This window comes from Pseudomonas sp. BIOMIG1BAC (genome assembly GCF_001705995.2).
In the GTDB taxonomy this organism is placed as follows: Bacteria; Pseudomonadota; Gammaproteobacteria; order Pseudomonadales; family Pseudomonadaceae; genus Aquipseudomonas; species Aquipseudomonas sessilinigenes.
The window spans coordinates 3,992,868-4,012,977 of record NZ_CP049045.1 but is presented as its reverse complement, the minus strand read 5'-3'; the positions used below and the strand labels follow the sequence as shown (position 1 = coordinate 4,012,977).

The 20,110-nt window shown below is 66.4% G+C and carries 20 protein-coding genes; 15 read left to right on the top strand and 5 right to left on the bottom strand.

Going from position 1 to position 20,110, the window contains the following annotated elements; all coding sequences use genetic code 11:
• Window positions 1-35: 35 nt before the first annotated feature.
• Window positions 36-1,349 (top strand): sigma-54 interaction domain-containing protein, encoded by a 1,314-nt coding sequence (locus ATY02_RS18585; protein ID WP_068578321.1) that lies wholly within the window; start codon window positions 36-38, stop codon window positions 1,347-1,349.
• A 132-nt stretch (window positions 1,350-1,481) separates the two neighbouring features.
• Here the strand turns inward: ATY02_RS18585 and ATY02_RS18580 are convergent, their stop codons facing one another.
• A complete protein-coding gene (locus ATY02_RS18580; RefSeq protein ID WP_068578318.1) occupies window positions 1,482-2,012 on the bottom strand; it encodes a GNAT family N-acetyltransferase in 531 nt (176 codons plus the stop codon).
• A 180-nt stretch (window positions 2,013-2,192) separates the two neighbouring features.
• Here ATY02_RS18580 and ATY02_RS18575 point away from each other — a divergent pair, with 180 nt between their 5' ends.
• The 4 genes from ATY02_RS18575 to ATY02_RS18560 all read left to right on the top strand — a co-directional run bounded on the left by ATY02_RS18575 (window position 2,193) and on the right by ATY02_RS18560 (window position 5,104).
• A complete protein-coding gene (locus ATY02_RS18575; protein WP_068578316.1) occupies window positions 2,193-3,692 on the top strand; it encodes a helix-turn-helix transcriptional regulator in 1,500 nt (499 codons plus the stop codon).
• Window positions 3,693-3,827: 135 nt separating this feature from the next.
• On the top strand, window positions 3,828-4,079 hold the full coding sequence (locus ATY02_RS18570; protein WP_022643959.1) for a CsbD family protein: 252 nt from the start codon (window positions 3,828-3,830) through the stop codon (window positions 4,077-4,079).
• Window positions 4,080-4,089: 10 nt separating this feature from the next.
• On the top strand, window positions 4,090-4,341 hold the full coding sequence (locus ATY02_RS18565; RefSeq protein WP_068578314.1) for a DUF1652 domain-containing protein: 252 nt from the start codon (window positions 4,090-4,092) through the stop codon (window positions 4,339-4,341).
• A 124-nt stretch (window positions 4,342-4,465) separates the two neighbouring features.
• The gene (locus ATY02_RS18560; RefSeq protein WP_083235646.1) at window positions 4,466-5,104 is read left to right on the top strand and encodes a trimeric intracellular cation channel family protein; all 639 of its coding nucleotides are present in this window, start codon (window positions 4,466-4,468) and stop codon (window positions 5,102-5,104) included.
• 57 nt (window positions 5,105-5,161) lie between these two features.
• Here ATY02_RS18560 and ATY02_RS18555 read toward each other — a convergent pair whose 3' ends face one another.
• Together ATY02_RS18555 and ATY02_RS18550 are read right to left on the bottom strand one after the other, a co-directional pair.
• Window positions 5,162-6,553 carry a sensor histidine kinase gene (locus ATY02_RS18555; protein WP_068578312.1) on the bottom strand — a complete coding sequence of 464 codons (1,392 nt, stop codon included), beginning with the start codon at window positions 6,551-6,553 and terminating at the stop codon, window positions 5,162-5,164.
• Complete coding sequence (locus ATY02_RS18550; RefSeq protein ID WP_053128966.1) at window positions 6,531-7,214, bottom strand: response regulator transcription factor; 684 nt, start codon at window positions 7,212-7,214, stop codon at window positions 6,531-6,533. Before ATY02_RS18550 ends, ATY02_RS18555 begins: the two co-directional genes overlap by 23 nt.
• A gap of 180 nt (window positions 7,215-7,394) precedes the next feature.
• Here ATY02_RS18550 and ATY02_RS18545 point away from each other — a divergent pair, with 180 nt between their 5' ends.
• The 6 genes from ATY02_RS18545 to hcnC all read left to right on the top strand — a co-directional run bounded on the left by ATY02_RS18545 (window position 7,395) and on the right by hcnC (window position 12,666).
• Window positions 7,395-7,745: a hypothetical protein gene (locus ATY02_RS18545; protein ID WP_068578310.1), complete on the top strand. Its 351-nt coding sequence runs from the start codon at window positions 7,395-7,397 to the stop codon at window positions 7,743-7,745.
• Window positions 7,746-7,785: 40 nt separating this feature from the next.
• Window positions 7,786-8,181: a hypothetical protein gene (locus tag ATY02_RS18540; protein WP_068578307.1), complete on the top strand. Its 396-nt coding sequence runs from the start codon at window positions 7,786-7,788 to the stop codon at window positions 8,179-8,181.
• A 189-nt stretch (window positions 8,182-8,370) separates the two neighbouring features.
• Complete coding sequence (locus ATY02_RS18535) at window positions 8,371-9,312, top strand: hypothetical protein (RefSeq protein ID WP_068578305.1); 942 nt, start codon at window positions 8,371-8,373, stop codon at window positions 9,310-9,312.
• Window positions 9,313-9,696: 384 nt separating this feature from the next.
• Window positions 9,697-10,014, top strand: a complete 318-nt coding sequence (gene hcnA, locus ATY02_RS18530; protein ID WP_068578303.1) for a cyanide-forming glycine dehydrogenase subunit HcnA — start codon at window positions 9,697-9,699, stop codon at window positions 10,012-10,014.
• Window positions 10,011-11,420, top strand: coding sequence for a cyanide-forming glycine dehydrogenase subunit HcnB (gene hcnB / locus ATY02_RS18525; RefSeq protein ID WP_068578301.1), 1,410 nt, complete (start codon window positions 10,011-10,013; stop codon window positions 11,418-11,420). Before hcnA ends, hcnB begins: the two co-directional genes overlap by 4 nt.
• Window positions 11,413-12,666, top strand: a complete 1,254-nt coding sequence (gene hcnC / locus ATY02_RS18520) for a cyanide-forming glycine dehydrogenase subunit HcnC (protein ID WP_068578299.1) — start codon at window positions 11,413-11,415, stop codon at window positions 12,664-12,666. The genes hcnB and hcnC overlap by 8 nt, the downstream gene beginning before the upstream one ends.
• Window positions 12,667-12,841: 175 nt before the next feature.
• On the opposite strand, the gene ATY02_RS18515 is transcribed toward hcnC, so the two are convergent.
• Entirely contained in the window at window positions 12,842-14,062 is a 1,221-nt protein-coding gene (locus tag ATY02_RS18515) for a multidrug effflux MFS transporter (RefSeq protein WP_068578296.1), read from the bottom strand.
• 91 nt (window positions 14,063-14,153) lie between these two features.
• On the opposite strand from ATY02_RS18515, the gene ATY02_RS18510 reads away from it, so the two are divergent.
• The 3 genes from ATY02_RS18510 (at window position 14,154) to ATY02_RS18500 (ending at window position 16,874) form a co-directional block, all read left to right on the top strand.
• Complete coding sequence (locus ATY02_RS18510; RefSeq protein ID WP_068578294.1) at window positions 14,154-15,620, top strand: PLP-dependent aminotransferase family protein; 1,467 nt, start codon at window positions 14,154-14,156, stop codon at window positions 15,618-15,620.
• A gap of 76 nt (window positions 15,621-15,696) precedes the next feature.
• A complete protein-coding gene (locus ATY02_RS18505; RefSeq protein WP_068578291.1) occupies window positions 15,697-16,629 on the top strand; it encodes a DHH family phosphoesterase in 933 nt (310 codons plus the stop codon).
• Between the two features lie 2 nt (window positions 16,630-16,631).
• A complete protein-coding gene (locus tag ATY02_RS18500) occupies window positions 16,632-16,874 on the top strand; it encodes a hypothetical protein (RefSeq protein WP_053130677.1) in 243 nt (80 codons plus the stop codon).
• Window positions 16,875-16,890: 16 nt separating this feature from the next.
• Here ATY02_RS18500 and ATY02_RS18495 read toward each other — a convergent pair whose 3' ends face one another.
• Window positions 16,891-17,811 carry a MurR/RpiR family transcriptional regulator gene (locus ATY02_RS18495; RefSeq protein ID WP_068578290.1) on the bottom strand — a complete coding sequence of 307 codons (921 nt, stop codon included), beginning with the start codon at window positions 17,809-17,811 and terminating at the stop codon, window positions 16,891-16,893.
• 309 nt (window positions 17,812-18,120) lie between these two features.
• Here ATY02_RS18495 and ATY02_RS18490 point away from each other — a divergent pair, with 309 nt between their 5' ends.
• A complete protein-coding gene (locus tag ATY02_RS18490) occupies window positions 18,121-20,058 on the top strand; it encodes a bifunctional 5-dehydro-2-deoxygluconokinase/5-dehydro-2-deoxyphosphogluconate aldolase (RefSeq protein ID WP_068578287.1) in 1,938 nt (645 codons plus the stop codon).
• Window positions 20,059-20,110: the final 52 nt, after the last annotated feature.

Genomic DNA, 20,110 nt, shown 5'->3' with positions numbered 1-20,110 from the left:
TGCTTTAAGCTTTCGCCATTGCCCTGGAGCCTGTCATGTCCCTGATCGCCACCGACCTTGCCAATTTGCGGATGTCTGCCCTGGTGTCCTACCTGGAGCACGATCCTCAACCGAGCATAGTGCTGGACACCGACTACAACATCATTGCCGCCAACGCGGCCTACCAGCGCCAGTTCGGCGTGGCCGGCAAGCCCCATGTGGGCGCCAAGTGCTACCGGGTGTCCCACCAGTTCGCGGTGCCGTGCGACCAGGCCGGCGAGCACTGCCCGATGCGCAAGGCCCACGACAGCCGGGTGCCGGAACGCATGCTGCACATCCACCACACCCCGCGCGGGCCGGAGCACGTGGATGTGGAGCTGCGGCCGATCATCGATGCCAGCGGGGCGGTGGTGGCCTATGTCGAGCGCCTGAGTTCGGTGGCGGTGGCCTCGGTGCAGCCGCAGCAACATGGCCTGGTGGGGCGCTCGCCGGCATTCAATGAAGCCCTTGGCGCCCTGCAACGGGCAGCGCCGGCGCCGATCCCGGTGCTGCTGCAAGGCGAATCGGGTACCGGCAAGGAGTTGTTCGCCCGCGCCCTGCATGACGGCAGCCCAAGGGTCGGCGGACCGCTGGTGGTGGTGGACTGCACCGGCCTGACCGAGAGCCTGCTGGAAAGCGAGCTGTTCGGTTACGAGAAGGGCGCCTTCACCGGGGCCCTGCAACGCAAGATCGGCCTGGCCGAAGCGGCCCATGGCGGCACGCTGTTCCTCGATGAAATCGGCGAGGTGCCGCTGGCGATGCAGGTCAAGCTGTTGCGGTTGATCGAGTCCGGCAGCTTTCGTCCGGTGGGCAGCCTGCGCACCGTGCATTCGGACTTTCGCCTGGTGGCTGCGACCCACAAGCCGCTCAAGGAAATGGTCGCGGCCGGCACCTTCCGCCAGGACTTGTACTACCGCATCAGCGCCTTCCCGATCCGCTTGCCGGCCCTGCGCGAGCGCAGCGACGACCTGCCGCTGCTGATCGACAGCCTGCTGCGCCGGCTCGACCCGGGGGCGATGCTGCGGCTCGATCCGCCGGCCCTGGAGCAACTGCGGCTGTACGCCTTCCCGGGCAATATCCGCGAGTTGCGCAATATCCTGGAGCGGGCGCGGTTGTTCAGCGACGACGGGGTGATCCGCCTGCAGGACCTGCCGCCGGAGCTGCGCAGTTCCCAACCTGCGGCCCCGGTGGCCCGGCGTCGCGGCGGCAAGGACCTGGAGCAACTGGCCCACGCCCTGGAAGTGTTCGACGGCTCGCGCGCCGAACTGGCCAAGGCCCTGGGCCTGAGCGAACGCACCCTGTACCGCCGGCTCAAGGCCCTGGGCCTGTAAACCGCTAGATATCGCCTCGTGTAGCCGCTGCCGCAGGCTGCGCACGGGCGCTTAGCGGCTGCCAGAGGGCGGTTGGGGCGCTGGCTGGAAGGCCCGGCGGGCCTTGGCGCAGCTTCGTAGGCGCAGCAGCGGCTACAGGGTGGGGGCGGGCAGGTCGCGGGCCATGACCCACATGCCGATCTGTTCCAGGTCGGTGCTGAAAGGTACTTCGCCGACCTGGCGCAGGCCGGCGCTTTCATAGAAGCGCCGAGCGCCGGCGTTGTTCTTGAGCACGTCCAGCCACAGGCAGCGCGCGCCGCCCTGGCTGGCCCTTTGCAGCACGTGGTCCAGCAGCACCCGGCCATGGCCCTGGCCGGCCTGGGACTTGAGCAGGTAGATCTTCTGCAACTCGGCCCCGACCTTGCCGCTGCCGGGCATGGGTCGGTTCCAGTTGAGCTTGGCGAACCCGATGGGCACCTGCTGCGCGTTGAGGGCCAGCAGCCACAGATGCTGGTGCCGGGCGGCCAGGGATTGCTCCAGCGCCTGGGGCGCGAAGTCCTGGTCGAGAAAACGCTGCATGCCCTCGGCGCTCCAGATCGAGGCGAAATGCTCGCGGTAGGTGGCGCGGCCTATGGTCTGCAACGCTTCCAGATCGCGGTGTTCGGCTTCACGGATGGTGATCATGCTGCGCTCCTTGCCAGGTCCGGGGTCGGGCAGCTTACTCCGAGCCTGTGTGCCTGGGCCAGAGTGATAGGGCCAGAGTGCCAGGGCGCAATGCCGGGGCACGATGGCGCCGGCCCGTGGTCGTAATGGCAGTTGCCCTTGTCCCTTGCCCGGCCATTGCCGTGGCCTTCAGGAGATGCCATGAGCCAGGCCGTACTTGCCACCGAAACCAATCGCCGCCAATTGCAGCAGATCATCTCGGGACTGTCCGACGGGGTGATCCTGATCGAGACCGACAAGGCCAGGAGCCTGCTCTGGGCCAATGAGGCGGCCTTGGCCATGCACGGGGTCAGCGAAGTCAGCCAGCTGGGCGCCAACGCCCGGGAATACGCCAAGCGTTATGCCTTGCGCTATCGCAACAACCATCCCCTGGCGCTGGACAGCTACCCCATCAGCCGGGTGGCCGCCGGCGAGACCTTCAGCGATGTGGTGGTGGAGGTCCAGGCCGAGATCGAGGGTGAAGCCAGGCACTGGGTGCACCGGGTGCGCAGCATGATCCTCAGCGACCGCGGCGGCGCCCCGGAATCGCTGGTGCTGATTCTCAGCGATGCCACCGACTGGGCCAGCGCCGAGCAGCGCTTCGAGAAGACCTTCAGCGCCAACCCGGCGCCGGCGGTGATCTGCCGCCTCAGCGACCTGCGCTACATCAAGGTCAACCAGGGCTTCCTGGAAATGACCGGCTACGCCCGGGATCAGGTGATCGGCCGTTCGGTGTATGAGCTGGATGTGCTGGAGGACGCCGAGCACAAGGACCTGGCCATCGAGCGCCTGGGGCAGGGCGCGACCATTCCGCAGATGCAGGCCGAGCTGCGCCTGCCCGAGGGCGGCAGCAAGCTGGTGATCGTCGCTGGCCAGCCCCTGGATATCAACGATGAAGACTGCATGCTGTTTTCCTTCATGGACCTGGAGCCGCGGCGCAAGGCCGAGGTCGCCCTGCGCCAGAGCGAGGAGCGCTTCGCCCGCTCGTTCCGCCTGACCCCGGTGCCGACCCTGGTGTGCAGCGCCGAGCAGCAGATCGTCGACGTCAACGAAGCTTTCCTCAACACCTGCGGCTACAGCAGCGAGGAACTGCTGGGCAAGACCCTCGACAGCATCGGTTTCATCGCCGAGCAGGCGGCGGCCCGGCAGTTGTTCAGCCAGCTGGAGAAGAGCGGCCACGTCATGGGCCAGGACCTCAAGGTGCGCAAGAAGGGCGCCGAGCTGATCGACTGCGTGGCCTACGCCGATACCGTGGTGATTCAGGACCAGCCCAGCTACCTGCTGGTGCTGATGGACATCAGCGATCGCAAGCGTTCCGAACTGGAGCTGGTGGGGGCCATCGAGGAGGTGATGCGCGACGCTTCCTGGTTCAGCCAGACCTTGATCGAAAAACTCGCCAATGTCCGCAACAGCCGTGGCCCCGGCGCCCCGGGCACGTCCTCGGCCGACCTGACCGCCCGCGAGCGTGAAGTCCTGGGGTTGCTCTACCAGGGCCTGGCGGACAAGGAGATCGCCGCCCAGTTGCAACTGGCCCTCAATACCGTGCGCAACCACGTGGCGACCCTGTATTCCAAGCTTGGCGTGCACAGCCGTGGCGAGGCCATCGTCTGGGCCCGGGAGCGCGGGCTGTTCGCTGGCGTCCTGGCGGGCGGGCCGCGCTGAGCTGGTGCGCATGCACTAGTGCGGCTAGTGCATATGCGCCTTTTGCCGGGCGTTACGGGTTCTTAGGCTGTGAGTGTGCGCAGGTCCGTTGTTGGAACCTGGCGCCCGATCAACCACAGCGAAAGGACAATCGACATGGCTAGCGAGCAGCTCAAGGGCAAGGTGGACAAGGCGGCAGGCAAGGCCCAGGCGATGGTGGGCGAACTGCTGGACGATGAGCCGATGCAAGCGCGGGGCATGGCCCGGGAAGCGGCGGGCCAGTTGCAGGAGCACTACGGCGAGGTGCTGGACCGGGGCTTGCGTTGGGCCCGGGAGCGCCCGCTGGCCAGCGTGGCGTTGTTGGCGGGTGTCGGCCTGCTGGCCGGCCTGTTGCTGCGGCGTCGCTGAGGTGCCCGGGGTGATTACCCAGGCGCAGCTACGGGCCTGTATCGAACAGCGCCTGGCGCCACTGGCTTGCAGCTTCACCACGGCGGGCGACGGCACCCTGACCCTGCGGGTGTTCGAGCCCCACAGCGGCCGGGTCGACCTGGTGGCCAGCGGGCTCAGCCTCAAGGCCCTGCGCAGCGAGGCCGATGTGGTGAAGATGATCGACGAACTGCTCTATGAGCTGGACAGCAACTCCCTGGGGCGCATCGACCTGACGCCCTGAGCCTTCTCGATGGCGGCGCCGCCGGCGCTGGACTATAAGCAAAGGGTCGCTGGCCGCGCTCGCGGCCGGCCTTGCGAGTCGGCCCCATGCCCGCAACCTTTCCCTACTCCGATCGTGGTGAACCGTGAACGCCCGGGTTCAGGGTGTGCCCGGTCGTTTGGACAATATCGTCCTGGTGGCGGATCTGGCCGGTACCGCGGTGTTCGCCGTGGAAGGCGCGATCAGCGCCATGCGCGCCCAGCTCGATCTACTGGGGGTGATGGTGATTGCCTTCATCGTCGCCCTTGGCGGTGGCGTCACCCGTGACCTGTTGATCGGCGCCAGCCCGCCCAAGGCGGTGGCCGACTGGCGCTATCCGGCCCTGGCCCTGGTGATGGGTGGGCTGGCCTTCGTGTTCCATGAAGGGGTGCTGGGGATTTCCGAGCCGTTGCTGATCCTGCTGGATGCGGCGGGGCTGGGGCTGTTTGCCGTGGCCGGCACGCAGAAGGCCTTGAACGTCGGCATCTCGTCGTTCGTGGCGACCCTGATGGGCACCGTGACCGGGGTCGGTGGCGGGGTGATCCGCGACATCGTGCTGGCGCGCATTCCCCTGGTCTTGCAGGTGGATTTGTACGCCAGCTCGGCCTTCATCGGCGCGGCCACCCTGATCCTCGCCCGACGCCTGGGGCTGGCGCCCATGGCCTGCGCCTGGTTGGCCGGCAGCGCGTGTTTCGCCCTGCGCATGCTCTCGGTGCACTACGGCTGGCAATTGCCCCGGGCCTGATTGGCGCAGACCGCTGCGTGTAGCCGCTGCCGCAGGCTGCGCATGGGCGCATAGCGGCTATTCGGTGATCAGGTTGGGGTGGCAGTCCAGGCTCAGGCGGGCGCCGCCGCGTTCGCTGGTGCCGACGTCGAGCTTGAAGCCGTGCAGGTCGACGATCGCCGCGACGATCGACAGGCCCAGGCCAAAGCCGCCCTGGGCGTTGTTTTCGTCGACCCGGTAGAAACGCCGGAACACCGCGGCGCGCTCCGCCGGGGGAATCCCGGGGCCGGAGTCGAGCACTTCCAGGCGCGGGCTGCCGCCGTCATCCAGGCCACGCAGGATCACCTCGCCACCCGGTGGGGTGAACTTGATCGAGTTGCTCAACAGGTTGGCCAGGGCCTCGAACAGCAGCGCCCGGTCGCCGACCATGCGCGGCAGGCTCGGCGGCACCTCCAGCACCAGGCTCAGGCGGCCTTCCTCGGCCAGGGGCAGGTAGAAATCATGCAGCTCTTGCAGCAGCGGCAAGGGGTCGAGTTCGAGAAAACCCGAACGGCGCCGACGGTCTTCCAGTTCCGAGATCCGCAGCAACCCGCGAAAACGCGCCATCAGGGTGTCGGCTTCCGCCAGCAACTGGTCCATCTGCAACGCCTGGGGCGAGCCTTCCTCGGCCTGCTGTTGCAGGCGATAGAGCTGGGCCCGCAGGCGGGTCAATGGGGTGCGCAGATCGTGGGCGATGTTGTCGCACACGCCCTTGACCTCATGCATCAGCCGCTCGATGCGCTCGAGCATGGCGTTGACGATGGCCGCCAGCATGTCCAGCTCGTCGCGCCGATTGGACAGCGGCAGGCGCCGGGTCAGGTCGCCGGCGACGATGGCGTCGGCACTGGCCTGGATCTGCCGGATGCGCCGCAACGGCCGGCGCCGCAGCAGGTGCCAGCCGGCCGCGCCGGGAATGATGGTCAGGGAAATCCCCCAGAGCAGGGCATGGAGGATGATCCGGGTCACCGCGAACAGCGAGCCGTTGTCGCGCACCAGCACCAGCCAGCGGCCGTCGCGGGTCAGGGTGGCCACCGCATCGCAACTGTCCCGGGGCAGGCTCGGGTCGTCGGAGTCGATGCAGTTTTTCAGCTCGTGGATCTTGCCGTCCAGGGGCAGGTCCTCGGGGATCTCGCGGATCGGCCCGCTCAGTGGCCGGCGCTGGGCGTCGAACAGGCCGTAGGCGTCGATGGCGCGCATGTCGAAGGTCATGCTGGTGGCCAGGGCTTCCACCAGCTGCTCGCCCTCGAAGCGGGCGAACAGGTGCTGGCGCTGCATCAGTGAGTGCTTGGCCAGGCTGTCCAGGTAGTTGGAGACCTCGTAGTACAGCACCCCCATGAGGATGCAGCTCCAGGCCACGAACAGCGAACTGTAGAGCGCCAGCAGGCGGCTGCTGGAAGAGCGCCAGCCCTTAGAGGGGTTCAGCGATGACATAACCCGAGCCTCGCACGGTGCGGATCAGCGGGGCCATGCCGGGTGGGTCGATCTTCTTGCGCAGGCGGCCGATGTGCACGTCGATCAGGTTGGTCCCGGGGTCGAAGTGATAACCCCAGACCTCCTCGAAGATCATCATCCGCGAGAGGATCTGCCCGGTGTTGCGCATCAGGAATTCCAGCAGCTTGTATTCGGTGGGCAGCAGGCTCAGCAGTTGCTCGGCGCGGGTCGCCTCGCGGCTGATCAGGTTCAGCTCCAGGTCCGCCACCCGCAGGCTGGTGTCGAAATCCTTGACCGTGTTCTTGCGCCGCAGCAGCACCTCGACCCGGGCCGCCATCTCGTCGGAGGCGAAGGGCTTGGTCAGGTAGTCGTCGCCGCCGGCGCGCAGGCCGCGCACGCGCTCGTCGACATCGGACAGGGCGCTGATCATCAGGATCGGCGTCGACACGCCGATGGTGCGCAGGGTGGTGACGATGGCCAGGCCGTCCAACTCAGGCAGCATGCGGTCCAGGGTGATCAGGTCGTAGTCGCCGCTGACGGCGCGCACCAGGCCTTCGCGGCCGTTGTCCACCCAGTCCACGTCCAGGCCGTGGCTGCTCAGTTCAGCGACGATTTCCCGGGCCGTTACGGCGTCGTCTTCAATGGTCAGAATGCGGGTCATGGGCGGAGCACCTGTTGCAGGGGTTCATGGCACAGGAGGGCATTCTGCCAAGAAACCGCGGCCTGGATTCTAAAAAAACTTTCATCTATCGCACTCACCCCATCATGGCCAGTGAAATCCAGCGTCACTGGGCCAGAACGCTGATATCATCTGGCCACTTTTTTGCCAGGAGGCACGAGCATGGGCAGGGTGATCCAAATGGGCAGCAAACCCGCTTCATTGCTGTGCCTGGGCCTGCTCCTTTTGCTGGGCAGCAGCGTTGCGCTGGCGGGTAACCAGCCCTGTTCCGGGCGCAAGGGTGGCATCGCCCGCTGCGATGGTGAGTTGTTCCTGTGCCGCGACGGCTCCATCAGCGCCTCGAAGAAAAACTGCGCGCTGATGTTCGGCGAACCTGCGCCCAGCCCCCGGGCGCAACCGTTGCTGCGCGACGCCGAGGGTTGCAGTTGCGGCTCTGGCAGCTTTTGCACCGGGCCCAGGGGCGGGGTCTACTGCCTGACGCCCAGTGGCAATAAAAGCTACAAGCGGCGCTAGCCAAGCCGGCGCCGGATTCTTCCACTCCAGACTATCGACGATGAACAAGACCTCCCGTTTCAAACGCCTGGGCCGGCTGCTGCTGGTGAGCCTGGTACTCAACAGCCTGAGCCAGATCCTGCTGGCATTACCCGCGGCCATCGCCCTAGTGGGCGCCGTGCCGCATTATGCCTGGAGCCTGTTGGTGACCACGGGCGTCAAGATCCTCCTGCTGACGCCGCTGACCGCCGTGATCCCGGGCCTCTTGATGCTCTTCGGCCTGCGCTTTGGCGCCTGGGCCTGCCTGCCGATGTGCATCCTGCTGATGATCCTGGGGCCCTGGCCTGGAACCAGCATCGGCCAGTTCCTGCTGGGTTACTGGATCATCGCCTTGCTGGGCCGCTTTGCCTGGCTCAAGGGGCGCGACCTGTACTACTACGCCCGCGCCAAGTCCTGAGCCTGACCGTGCAGAACGCCCGCCGGACAACCGATCCAGTGGGCAATCTGCCCGGCCCCTGGCGTTTTGATCGCGCTACAACCTGCTGAAAAACAAAGCATTCATTGGTTTCGTGCAACTGGCATGACGACTGCAATCCTCTGATCGAGACTTGCTTCGTCACCTTCATCTGCCAGGAGCAGAACAACAATGAACAGACCTTCTGAACACCTGCTTGCTACCACCGATGTCTCCAGCCATGGCTCGGGGGTGTCATGGTCGGCGATCTTCGCCGGCGCCGCGGCGGCTGCGGCGCTGTCGCTGATTCTCTTGCTGCTGGGCCTGGGCCTGGGGTTCTCCTCGGTGTCGCCCTGGGCCGGTAGCGGCCTGGGGGCCAAGGGCCTGGGTATTTCCAGCATTGTCTGGCTGGCGCTGACGCAGATCGTCGCTGCGGCCCTGGGCGGATACCTGGCAGGACGTCTGCGAGTGAAGTGGGCCAACCTGCACGGTGACGAGGTGTATTTCCGTGATACGGCCCATGGTTTCCTGGCCTGGGCCGTGGCGACCCTGGTCACCGCGACGTTGCTGGTAGGCGCCGTTGGCAGCCTGGTTGGCGGTGGCCTGCAGGCTGGTGCGCAGTTGGCCGGCGGCGTTGCAGGAGCGGCGACCCAGGTGGCCGGTCAGGCGGCCAGCCAGGGTTCCCGAGAGGATTATGGCTACTTCGTCGACAGTCTGTTTCGCGACGACCGCCCGGTGGTAGTGAGTGACGATGCGGCTCGGGGCACCGTGTCGCGCATCTTCGTGCGGACCCTGGGCAACGATGGTCAGTTGGCGCCCGAGGATCGGGCCTACCTGGCGCAACTGGTGGCCCAGCGTACCAACCTCGGCCAGGCTGAGGCCGAGCGGCGGGTCGATGAAGTGTTCGCCAAGGCTCACCAGGCCGTGGAGCAGGCCAAGCAAGCGGCCAAGGAGGCTGCCGATACCGCTGCCAAGGTCGCTGCGTGGTCCTCGCTGTGGATGTTCATCGCACTGCTGTGCGGCGCTTTCTTCGCCAGCCTGGCCGCGCTGTACGGCGGCCGTCGCCGGGACGCGGTGGTCTGGGTCGAGACCGACCTCCAGCCACGTACCGCAGTGCCCGTTGCCACCCATTGATCAGGAGATATCCCCCATGCGCTCATTACTCTTGTGGTTCCTTGGCGTACCTATCCCGGTGATCATTCTGATCGCCCTGTTCATGCACTGATGCTCAGGCATCATTGATGTCGCTTCGAACCGCTGCCGGCCCCGCCGGCAGCGGTTTTTTGTTGCCCGCTGACCCGAGATGCAGAGACAGGCGCGGCACTGTTGCGGCGCCACGCAACCGTTTGCTTGGCCCAGGTCAATACTCGTGTCCGACAAACCGACTAGCTTGGCCCACGCTCGGTTCTGACAGAGCTTTCGGAACCGCGGTGTTGCCGCGTCTCCATTTCCGGACCGTCGGGACCCGGACGGCAGGATGCCGGCAATCGCTTTTCACCTCTTCACGGATGAACCGCAATGCGTCAGATAGACCGCAACTTCGATATCCAGCCGCTGCAGCATGCGGACATGACCATCAGCCTCAATGGCCAGCCGGTCACCGCAGCCCTGGGCGAAACCGTCCTCAGCGTGATCCAGGCCACCGGCCTGCGTCAGGTGGCGCGCAACGACCATGGGCAACTGGTGGGCGCCTACTGCGGCATGGGCGTATGCCATTGCTGCCTGGTTCAAATCGATGGCCGGCACAAGCGCCGGGCTTGCCAGACCCTGGTCAAGCCGGGCATGCAGGTGCAGACGCTGGCCAACCGCATCAGTGAAACGGAGCCCAACTCATGAGCCTGAATCCGGTGATCGTCGGCGGTGGGCCGGCGGGTATGGCGGCGGCCATCGAACTGGCCGAGCACGGGGTGCACAGCACCCTGGTCGAAGAGGCCTCGCGCCTGGGCGGGGTGGTGTATCGCGGACCGCTGCGCGATGGCGTGCAACTCGATTACCTGGGGCCTCGTTATTGCGAAGTGCTGGCCAAGCTGCATGGCGCCTTTGGCGACCATGAACAGATGATCGACGTGCGCCTCAACAGCCGGGTGATCGGCGCCGAGGGCAGCCACAGCCTGATGTTGCTGGATGCCGAGGAGCAGGTGCAGGAGGTGCCCTATGGGCAACTGGTGCTGGCCGCCGGTTGTCACGAGCGCAGCGTGCCGTTCCCCGGCTGGACCTTGCCCGGGGTCAAGCTGCTGGGCGGCTTGCAGCTACAGATCAAGAGTGGCGTGGTCAAGCCGCAGAGCCCGGTGGTGATCGCCGGGACCGGCCCCTTGCTGCCGCTGGTGGCGTGCCAGTTGCACGCTTCCGGGGTGCGCGTGGCCGGGGTCTACGAGGCCAGCGCCCTGGGCAAGATCGCCAAGCAGAGCCTGGCCATGCTCAACAAGCCGCAACTGTTCCTCGACGGCCTGAGCATGCTGGCCTACCTCAAGCTCCACGGCATCCCCCTGCGTTATGGCTGGGGCGTGGTGGAGGCCCAGGGCCAGGGTGCCCTGGGGGTCGTGACCGTGGCGCCGTATTCCAGCGACTGGCAACCGGACATGTCCAAGGCCCAGCGCATAGCCGCCCAGACCCTGGCCGTCGGCTATGGCTTCATTCCCAGGACCCAGCTCAGCCAGCAGATGGGCCTGGAGCACAGTTTCAGCGACGACGGCTACCTGCGGGCCGACGCCAACGTCTGGCAGCAGAGCAGCGAGCCGCACATCCACCTGGCTGGCGACATGAGCGGCATCCGCGGTGGCGAGGCGGCGATGCTCAGCGGGCGTATCGCGGCCTTGTCGATCCTCATGCAGCGCGACGTGCTGAGTAACGAAGAGGCCCTGCAACGGCGCCAGGGCTATGAGCGCAAGCTGGCCTCGATCCTGCGTTTTCGCGGTGCGGTGGATCGCTACACCGCTCGCGGTGTCGGGCAGGTAGAGCTGCCCAAGGGCGATACGGTGATCTGCCGTTGCGAGCACACCACCCGCAACGATATCGAACGGGCCCTGGCCCAGGGCGTCGAGGACATGGCCAGCCTGAAGATGCGCACCCGGGTGAGCATGGGCGATTGCCAGGGGCGGATGTGCGTGGGCTATTGCAGCGACCGCCTGCGCCAGGCCACGGGCCGCAAGGACGTGGGTTGGATTCGCCCGCGCTTCCCGCTGGACCCGATTCCATTCTCTGCCTTTGCGCCGGCCGAACAGGAGGTCTCCAAGCATGACTAAGCACTATGACGTGGTTATCGCCGGTGGCGGTGTGATCGGGGCGTCCTGCGCCTACCAGCTGTCCAAGCGCAAGGGCCTGAAGGTGGCGTTGATCGATTCCAAGCGCCCGGGCAATGCCAGCCGCGCCTCGGCCGGCGGCCTGTGGGCCATCGGCGAGTCGGTGGGCCTGGGATGCGGGGTGATTTTCTTTCGCATGATGTCGGCCAACCGCAAGCGCGAGGCCCAGGGCTCGGCCGTGGTGGTGGACTCCAGCACGCCGCATATCCTGCCGCAGTCGTTCTTCGATTTCGCCTTGCAGTCCAACGAGCTTTATCCGCGCCTGCACCGGGAACTGATGGGCCTGCACGACATGGACTTCAAGTTCGAGCAGACCGGGCTCAAGTTCGTCATCTATGACGATGAAGACCGCCTGTACGCCGAGCATATCGTCGGCTGCATCCCGCACCTGACCGATCAGGTGCGCTGGCTCGACCAGGCGGCGTTGCGCGCCAGTGAGCCGAATATCAGCCACGAGGCCCAGGGTGCCCTGGAGTTCCTCTGCGATCACCAGGTCAATCCATTCCGCCTCACCGATGCCTACACCGAGGGTGCCCGGCAGAACGGCGTGGACGTGTACTTCAATACCAATGTCACCGGGGTGCTGCACCAGGGCAACCGGGTCAGCGGCGTACAGACCGCCGAGGCCGGGTTGTTCCATTGCTCGACCCTGATCAACGCCGCCGGTGCCTGGGCCGCCGAACTGAGCCTGCAGGCCACGGGCGTGGAGATCCCGGTGAAGCCGGTGAAGGGCCAGATCCTGCTCACCGAGCGCATGCCCAAGCTGCTCAATGGTTGCCTGACCACCAGTGACTGCTACATGGCGCAGAAGGACAACGGCGAAATCCTCATCGGCAGCACCACCGAGGACAAGGGCTTCGACGTCAGCACCACCTACCCGGAAATCAACGGCCTGGTGCAGGGCGCGGTGCGTTGCATCCCCGAGCTGGCCCAGGTCAACCTCAAGCGTTGCTGGGCGGGGCTGCGCCCCGGTTCGCCGGATGAACTGCCGATCCTCGGGCCGATGGAAGGGGTGGAGGGTTACCTCAATGCCTGTGGGCACTTCCGTACCGGCATCCTGACCTCGGCCATCACCGGGGTGCTGTTGGACAAGCTGGTCAACGACGAGGCCCTGCCGCTGGACATCACGCCATTCCTGGCCCGGCGTTTTGCCCTGGAACCGCAGAAGAAACAGGCACTGTTCGCCTGATCGATCCGGTTGCCCGGTGGTGCGCCGAAGGTCCTGCTGACCTGGCGCAACCACGTGGGCTCGGTAGCGGCCACCGGGGCAGGCCATGCCCGGTGGAGCCGCTGGAGCAGGCTGCGCACGGGCGCCAGGGTACCTTTGCCTGGCCCTGTGCTGGAGCCTGGCGTGGGCTAGGCGGCTACGGTCGCGGGCGCAGGCCATACCAGGCCACGCCAAGGGCGAGGCTGAACAGCCCCGTCAGGGCTTGCAAGGAGCCGGCGGCGCTGTCGACCAGGGCATCGGCCAGCAGGCCACACAGGGCGGTCATGCCCATCTGGATAAAGAAGAACAGTCCCGAAGCGCTGCCTGCCACATCGGCATAGGGTTGCAGGATCGCCAGTTGGCAGGCCGGAATCGCCAGGCCCACCGCCAACATGATCGCCAGCATGGGCAGGACGATGGCCAGCAGGCTGTCTGGCCAGAAGCCGCGGGCGATCAGCAGCAGGCCGGCGCCTGCAAGGTTGAGCAACGTGGCCCGGGCGATCAGGCGGTCGGCACCCTGGCGTGGCGCCAGGCGCTGGAACCACCGCGACCCCAATAGATAACCGGCCACTGTGGTGGCGAAGACCAGGGCATAGGCGCTCGAGGAGAGCCCCAGTTGGCGCTGGAGCAAGGCGGGCGACTGCAGGATAAAGGGAAAGTAGGTGCAGTACAGGCAACCGATGGCCAGGGAATAACGCATGAAATAGCGGCTTCGCAGCAGCCGCAAGTAGAGCCGTGGCAGGTTCTGGCGGGGCATCTGGGCCACCTCGGGCGAACGGGTCTCGGCCAGCTTGGCCAGCATCAGCAGCCACACGGCGGCGGCCAAGAGGCTCAGGCACAGGAACAGGCCGCGCCACCCGAGCCAGTGGCCGAGCAGGCTGCCCAGTACAGGTGCGAGCATGGGCGACAGGGCGATCCCCATGGATAACAGGCCCAGGAGCCGCGCCTGTTCGGCAGGCGTGCAGCGATCCCGGACCATGACCCGGCCCACCAGCGTGCCGCAGCAACCGCCCAGGGCTTGTAGCAAGCGAGCGGCCATCAATACCTCGACGCGGGTGGCGAGCATGCAGGCCAGGCTGGCCAGCAGGTACAGCGCCATGCCCCAGAGCAGCACCGGACGCCGGCCAAAGCGATCGCACAGGGGACCTCCCAGCAGCATCGAGAAGGCATAGCCGAGCATGTACAGGCTCAGGGTCAGTTGCAGCTGTTGGTCGCTGGCGCCCAGCGCGTCGGCCATGGCGGGCAAGGCCGGCAGGTACAGGTCGATGCTGATCCGCGGCAGGCAGACCACGATCAGCAACAGTAGGGTCCAGAGCCAGGGCGCCAGCGCTTGCGGGGCCGTAGAGGCAAGGAGCGGGGTTTCGGTGGTCGGTTTCATGGATGGCTCGGCAGGTAGGGCATGGGCAGAAAACTAAGGCCTTTATGGTTTAATGCCGAGAGCCATTTATACCTGTATCGAGTGGACCACTATGAGTCGTGGAAAACACCCTGTTCCGCTGGACTTGCCGCTGCCCCAGGCCCTGGGCGAGGGCCTGGGCAAGCAGGACAGTGCCTATGGCGCCCTGCGCCAGGCGATCCTGGAGAAGCGCTTGCCGGCCGGCTGCCGACTGCCGTCGACCCGGACCCTGGCCCAGCGCTGGTCCCTGTCCCGAGGCACCCTGGAAGCGGTGTTCGATCGCTTGCGCAGCGAGGGCTACGTCAGCCGCGTGTCCGGTTCCGGGACCCGGGTCTGCGCGGTGGTGCCGGACCTCTACCTGAAGGCACTGCCCCCTGGGGCGCCACGGCCCGAACAGCCTGCGGGCCCGCGCCCCCGAGCCCAGGGCGTACGTGCCGGGCAACCCTTCGTCGCCCGGCTCGCCGACCCTACGCTGTTTCCCCTGGCTCTGTGGGCCCGCACCCTGACCCGGGCCCTGGCTGCGGCCCCGGCGCAATTGCTGTGCGATCCCGATCCGGCTGGCTTGCCGCTGCTGCGCCAGCAGATCGCCCAGTACCTGGGGCAGCACCGCGGCATTGTCTGCGACCCGGACCAGGTGATGGTCACCACGGGCATTCGCCATGGCCTCGATCTGTTGGCCCGCAGCCTGCTGCACCGGGGCGACAAGGTCTGCCTGGAAGACCCCGGCTACCTGTCGGCCAGGGAGTTGTTCACCCTGGCCGGTGCGCAATGGGTGCCGGTGCCGGTCGACGAGGAGGGGATCGACGTGGAGTACCTGCATCGTCATCGCGATGCGCGCATGGTCTACGTGACCCCGGCGCACCAGGCCCCCCTGGGCATGAGCATGCCGGTATCGCGGCGCCTGGCACTGCTGGAGTGGGCGCGCGCCAGCCAGGCCTGGATCGTGGAGGACGACTACGACAGTGAATTCAATTACCAGAGCGCCCCCCTGGCGGCCCTCAAGTCCCTGGACCTCGATGACCGGGTGATCTACTGCGGCAGCTTCAACAAGACGCTGTTCGCCGGCCTGCGGGTGGGTTTCATGCTGGTGCCGCAGGCGTTGCGCGAGCGATTGCTGGCGACCTTGCAGAATACCGGGCGTTCGGTCGGGGTGATCGAGCAGGTGGCCCTGGCCGACTACATCGCCAGCGGTGCGTTCCTGCGGTATCTGCGGGCCGCCCGCCAGGCTTACCAGGAGCGTCGCGACCTGCTGCTGCAGATCCTGGCCCGGGAGGCGCCGGGCTGCTATCGCATTACCGGGCAGCAGGCCGGCCTGCACCTGCTGTTGCAGTTGCCGGCCGGTAGCGATGAGGCGCGTTTTCGCCAACGCGCCGCCGAGGCTGGCATCGACCTGCAGGGCCTGGCCGAGCATTGTCAGAGACCCGGTCGGCCAGCGGCCGTGATCATCGGTTATGCGGCCCTGAGCCCGGCGCAGATCCGCTACAGCGCTGCGCGCCTGGCAAGCCTGCTGGTGGCCGAGGCCGGCCTGGCCAGGTGCTGATCGTCATGCTTTGGTCATATTCGCCCGCCATGCTCGGCACCCCGGCCCGCGGGCCTTCGTACACCACAGGGATGTCATGATCATTGTCACCTCCGGCGCGGCTTACCTGGACATGGATGCCTACGCCGGCTGTATCGCCTACGCCGAATGGCTCAACCTTTGCGGCCGTCCGGCCCGGGCCCTGAGCAGCGCACCACTGAACGAAAGCATTCCCCAGGCCCTGCGCCATAACTGCAAGGGGCTGGATGCACCGGTGCCGATCGGCGACGACGATGTGTTCGTGCTGGTGGACGTTTCCAATCACCTGCACCTGGACCCACTGGTGGCGCTGGAGCGGGTGGTGGAGGTCATCGATCATCATCCGGGGTTCGAGCCGTTCTGGATCGAGCGCCTTGGCCCCCGTGCGGATATTCGCCGGATCGGCGCCGCCTGTACCCAGGTCTACGAGCGTTGGCGCGACTCGGGGCTGTTGCCGCGAATGAGCCGCGACAGTGCGCAGTTGCTGGCAGCCGGGATTCTCGACAACACCCTGAACTTCACTGCCCAGATCTGCACCGATGCCGATCGCCAGGCCTATGCCGTGCTGGCCCGGCACGCCGGGTTGGACGAGCAATGGCCTGCACGCTACTTCGACCAGTGCCAGCGCCAGATCGAGGAACAACTGGAGCAGGCCCTGCACAAGGACCTGAAAGTCCTCGGGGAAGAGAGCAACCTGCCCAGGCGTTTCGCCCAGTTGACCTTGTGGAATGCCGATCGCTTGCTGCGCCAGCAACGGCCCTTGATCGAAAGGGTACTGGGGCAGTGGGGCGATGACTGGCTGCTGAACCTGATCAGCCTCGGCGAGGGGCGCAGCTACTTGCTCAGTGGTGGAGTCGCGAGTGCGCAGAAGCTGGACCGGCTGCTAGAGTGCCCGGCCGTGAATGGCCTGCACTGCCTGGAACGGCCGATCTTGCGCAAGGAGTTGCTGCGCATGGGCCTGGCCTGGCAGGCACCGATGACCCCGAGGTAACCGTGGACCTGGATCAAGCCTTGCAGCAAGTGGTGGATGAGCGCAGTTTCCTGGCGTTCGTCCAGGCCTTGAGTGCCGACCGGCGCCAAGCCAGCGACTGGCAGAACGACTCCATCGAGGACTTCCTCGACTCCGCCCATGCCTGGGCCGAAGCCAGTGCCATGGGCGCCAGCCAGGGGTTGGCCGACGCCTCACCGTGGAAGCGCTTCGCGGTGTTCCTGTACTGCGGCAAGATCTACGAATGAGGCGCCCGCTGCGCGGCTAATCCTCGAAGCCGCTCTGCTCGTGGATTTCATCCATCTTCAGCTCCAGGCGGTAGGCCACGGCGATGAACAGCGCCTGGCACAGGCACAAGGTGGCGCTCAGCGAACGGAAGGCGAACGAGCTGCCCTCGTTGACCAGCAGCACGCTGTTGGCGCGCTTGGCCAGGGGCGAGAGGGTGCTGTCGGTGATGATCAGGGTCTTGGCCTGGTGGTGCTGGGCAATCCGCAGGCAGTGCTGGGTTTCCTTGGCGTAGGGCGTGAAGCTGATGGCGATCACCAGGTCGCCGGGGCGGATGCTGCGCATCTGTTCGCGGTAGCTGCCACCGAGCCCCGAGACCAGGTGGATGCGCTTGTTGGTGTGCTGCAGGTTGTAGACCAGGTAGTCGGCCACCGCGAAGGAGCGCCGCACCCCCACCACGTAGATGTTCTCGGCATTGACCACCAGGTCGACGGCTCGCTCCAGGGCCGCCTCGTCCAGCTCCTGTTCCAGGCGCTCGATCCCCGAGAGGGTGGCGCCGATGCAGTCGCGAGCCAGGTCGGCGCTGCTGGCCTTCTGTGATTTGTTGGCGATCAGGCTGCGGATGCGCTGCTGGTAGTTCTGCACCGGCGTGGCCTTGTGGGTATAGGCCTCGCGGAACAACGCCTGCATGTCACTGAAGCCGCGAAAGCCCAGGCGCTGGGAGAAACGCACGATGGCCGAGGGATGCACTTCGCATTCGCGGGCGATGTCACTGATGCGATCGACCATGATCCGGTCGCGCTGCTGGCTCATGTAGCTGGCGATACGCTTGAGCTGGCGCGGCAGGCTTTCGTATTCCTGGGCGATCAGCTGCAGCAGGCCCTCGGCATCGAGCGGGCGAGTGGCGAGGTCGCTGTCCGTGGTGCCTTCGGACAAGGCCGGCTGATCGGTCTGGGGCATGGTCAATCCTTCTTACGGGTGCTGATGGGGCGAGCCTGGGTATCGCCCCTGAGACTAGGCGGACTGCGGGCAGTCTACAGGGTCGGCGCCGGGAAAATCTTGCCGGCCGGGGCCTGCAGCACATTGCTGAATCGATGCAGGGCACAGATTCCGGCGTGCAAAGCACTTTAGTGGAAAAAATATTCCATGTAAAAATAATTAGAATAAATATTGATTTGGCAGTGAAAGCCGTTCTAGGCTGCACCCACCAAGAGTGCTTGCCGAGGAACCGGCGGCAGGCAGCGGCTGATAACAATAACAGGAGCCAGCATGGGCCAGGATCGCTTTGCCAGTGGGCGTCAATTGGATCTGATCTGCCTCGGACGCCTGGGCGTCGACCTCTACGCGCAGCAAGTGGGGGCCCGCCTGGAAGATGTCGCCAGTTTTGCTAAGTACCTTGGCGGCTCGTCCGCCAACATCGCCTTCGGTACCGCGCGCCTGGGCCTGAAGTCGGCGATGCTGACCCGGGTCGGCGACGACCACATGGGGCGCTTCCTGCTGGAGTCCTTGCAGCGCGAAGGCTGCGACACCCGCGCCGTGCGGGTCGATCCCGAGCGCCTGACGGCCCTGGTCCTGCTGGGCCTCAAGGATCGCGAGAGCTTTCCCCTGGTGTTCTATCGCGAGAACTGCGCCGACATGGCCCTGGCCGCCGAGGACATCGACGAGGCCTTCATCGCCTCCAGCAAGGCGCTGCTGATCACCGGCACGCATTTTTCCAGCGACCAGGTCTACCGCGCCAGCATCCAGGCCCTCGACTATGCCGAGCGCCACGGGGTGCGGCGAGTACTGGACATCGACTATCGGCCGGTGCTCTGGGGTCTGGCGGCCAAGGCCGATGGCCAGACCCGCTTCGTCGCCGACCGCCAGGTCAGCCAGCATGTGCAAGGCATCCTGCCGCGCTTCGAACTGATCGTCGGCACCGAGGAGGAATTCCTGATCGCCGGGGGCGAGCCGGATTTGCTGGCGGCCCTGCGCCGGGTGCGCGAGCTGACGGCCGCGACCCTGGTGGTCAAGCTCGGCCCCAGGGGCTGCACGGTGATCCATGGGGCCATTCCCGGCCATCTGGAGGAGTTGCAGGTGCACCAGGGCGTGCAGGTCGAGGTGCTGAACGTGCTGGGCGCCGGCGATGCGTTCATGTCCGGCTTTCTCAGTGGCTGGCTGGAGGGGGCGGACGATGAGCGCTGCTGCCAGCTGGCCAATGCCTGCGGTGCCCTGGTGGTCTCGCGCCACGCCTGTGCCCCGGCAATGCCGACCCGTGCCGAGCTCGACTACCTGTTCGGCAGCCCGCGGCCCATTACCCGTCCGGACCAAGACCCGACCCTGCGGCGCCTGCACCAGGTCAGCGTGCCGCGCAAGGCGTGGCGGCCGCTGTTCATCTTCGCCTTCGATCATCGCGGGCAACTGGTGGAGCTGGCCCGCCAGGGTGGGCGCGAGCTCAGGGTCATCGAACAACTCAAGCTGCTGTTCGTCGAGGCGGTGCAGCGGGTCGAGGCCGACCTGCGACGCGAAGGCGTCGAGGCCGATGTCGGCGTGTTGGCGGACCAGCGCTTCGGCCAGGATGCATTGAACGCCGCCACCGGTCGTGGCTGGTGGGTGGCACGCCCGGTGGAACTGCAGGGTTCGCGGCCCCTGGTGTTCGAGCAGGGCCGGGCCATTGGCAGCAACCTGATCGCCTGGCCCCAGGAGCAGATCATCAAGTGCCTGGTGCAATTTCATCCCGATGACGAACCCTTGCTGCGCCTGGAGCAGGAGGCGCAGATCCGCGCCCTGTACCAGGCGTCCCAGGCCAGCGGCCATGAGTTGCTGCTGGAGGTCATCCCGCCCAAGGACTTGCCCGGGGCCCATCCCGAGGTGCTGTACCGGGCCATCAAGCGCCTCTACAACCTGGGCATCTACCCGGCCTGGTGGAAGATCGAGGCCCAGGATCGCGAGCAGTGGCAGCGCCTGGACCAGTTGATCCAGGAGCGTGATCCCTACTGCCGTGGGGTGGTATTGCTGGGGCTCAACGCCTCGCCCCAGGCCCTGGCCGAGGGCTTTCGCCAGGCCGCCGGCAGCAGCAGTTGCCGGGGCTTCGCCGTGGGTCGCACGATCTTCCAGGAGCCCAGCCGCGCCTGGCTGGCAGGGGAGATCGACGACCAGCAGCTGATCGAGCAAGTACAGGGCACGTTCGTCCAGTTGATCGAGGCCTGGCGCAGCGCCCGCCCGTGAACGCCCCAGGCCTTGGTGGCGCGGCGGTTTTTTAGAGTGCGATCCGAACAAC

What these genes read in the sequence shown, in the direction of transcription:
- ATY02_RS18585 (WP_068578321.1), top strand. Translation starts at nt 36, where the DNA reads ATGTCCCTGATCGCCACCGACCTTGCCAATTTGCGGATGTCTGCCCTG.
- ATY02_RS18580 (WP_068578318.1), bottom strand. Translation starts at nt 2,012, where the DNA reads ATGATCACCATCCGTGAAGCCGAACACCGCGATCTGGAAGCGTTGCAG.
- ATY02_RS18575 (WP_068578316.1), top strand. Translation starts at nt 2,193, where the DNA reads ATGAGCCAGGCCGTACTTGCCACCGAAACCAATCGCCGCCAATTGCAG.
- ATY02_RS18570 (WP_022643959.1), top strand. Translation starts at nt 3,828, where the DNA reads ATGGCTAGCGAGCAGCTCAAGGGCAAGGTGGACAAGGCGGCAGGCAAG.
- ATY02_RS18555 (WP_068578312.1), bottom strand. Translation starts at nt 6,553, where the DNA reads ATGTCATCGCTGAACCCCTCTAAGGGCTGGCGCTCTTCCAGCAGCCGC.
- ATY02_RS18550 (WP_053128966.1), bottom strand. Translation starts at nt 7,214, where the DNA reads ATGACCCGCATTCTGACCATTGAAGACGACGCCGTAACGGCCCGGGAA.
- ATY02_RS18545 (WP_068578310.1), top strand. Translation starts at nt 7,395, where the DNA reads ATGGGCAGGGTGATCCAAATGGGCAGCAAACCCGCTTCATTGCTGTGC.
- ATY02_RS18540 (WP_068578307.1), top strand. Translation starts at nt 7,786, where the DNA reads ATGAACAAGACCTCCCGTTTCAAACGCCTGGGCCGGCTGCTGCTGGTG.
- ATY02_RS18535 (WP_068578305.1), top strand. Translation starts at nt 8,371, where the DNA reads ATGAACAGACCTTCTGAACACCTGCTTGCTACCACCGATGTCTCCAGC.
- hcnA (WP_068578303.1), top strand. Translation starts at nt 9,697, where the DNA reads ATGCGTCAGATAGACCGCAACTTCGATATCCAGCCGCTGCAGCATGCG.
- hcnB (WP_068578301.1), top strand. Translation starts at nt 10,011, where the DNA reads ATGAGCCTGAATCCGGTGATCGTCGGCGGTGGGCCGGCGGGTATGGCG.
- hcnC (WP_068578299.1), top strand. Translation starts at nt 11,413, where the DNA reads ATGACTAAGCACTATGACGTGGTTATCGCCGGTGGCGGTGTGATCGGG.
- ATY02_RS18515 (WP_068578296.1), bottom strand. Translation starts at nt 14,062, where the DNA reads ATGAAACCGACCACCGAAACCCCGCTCCTTGCCTCTACGGCCCCGCAA.
- ATY02_RS18510 (WP_068578294.1), top strand. Translation starts at nt 14,154, where the DNA reads ATGAGTCGTGGAAAACACCCTGTTCCGCTGGACTTGCCGCTGCCCCAG.
- ATY02_RS18505 (WP_068578291.1), top strand. Translation starts at nt 15,697, where the DNA reads ATGATCATTGTCACCTCCGGCGCGGCTTACCTGGACATGGATGCCTAC.
- ATY02_RS18495 (WP_068578290.1), bottom strand. Translation starts at nt 17,811, where the DNA reads ATGCCCCAGACCGATCAGCCGGCCTTGTCCGAAGGCACCACGGACAGC.
- ATY02_RS18490 (WP_068578287.1), top strand. Translation starts at nt 18,121, where the DNA reads ATGGGCCAGGATCGCTTTGCCAGTGGGCGTCAATTGGATCTGATCTGC.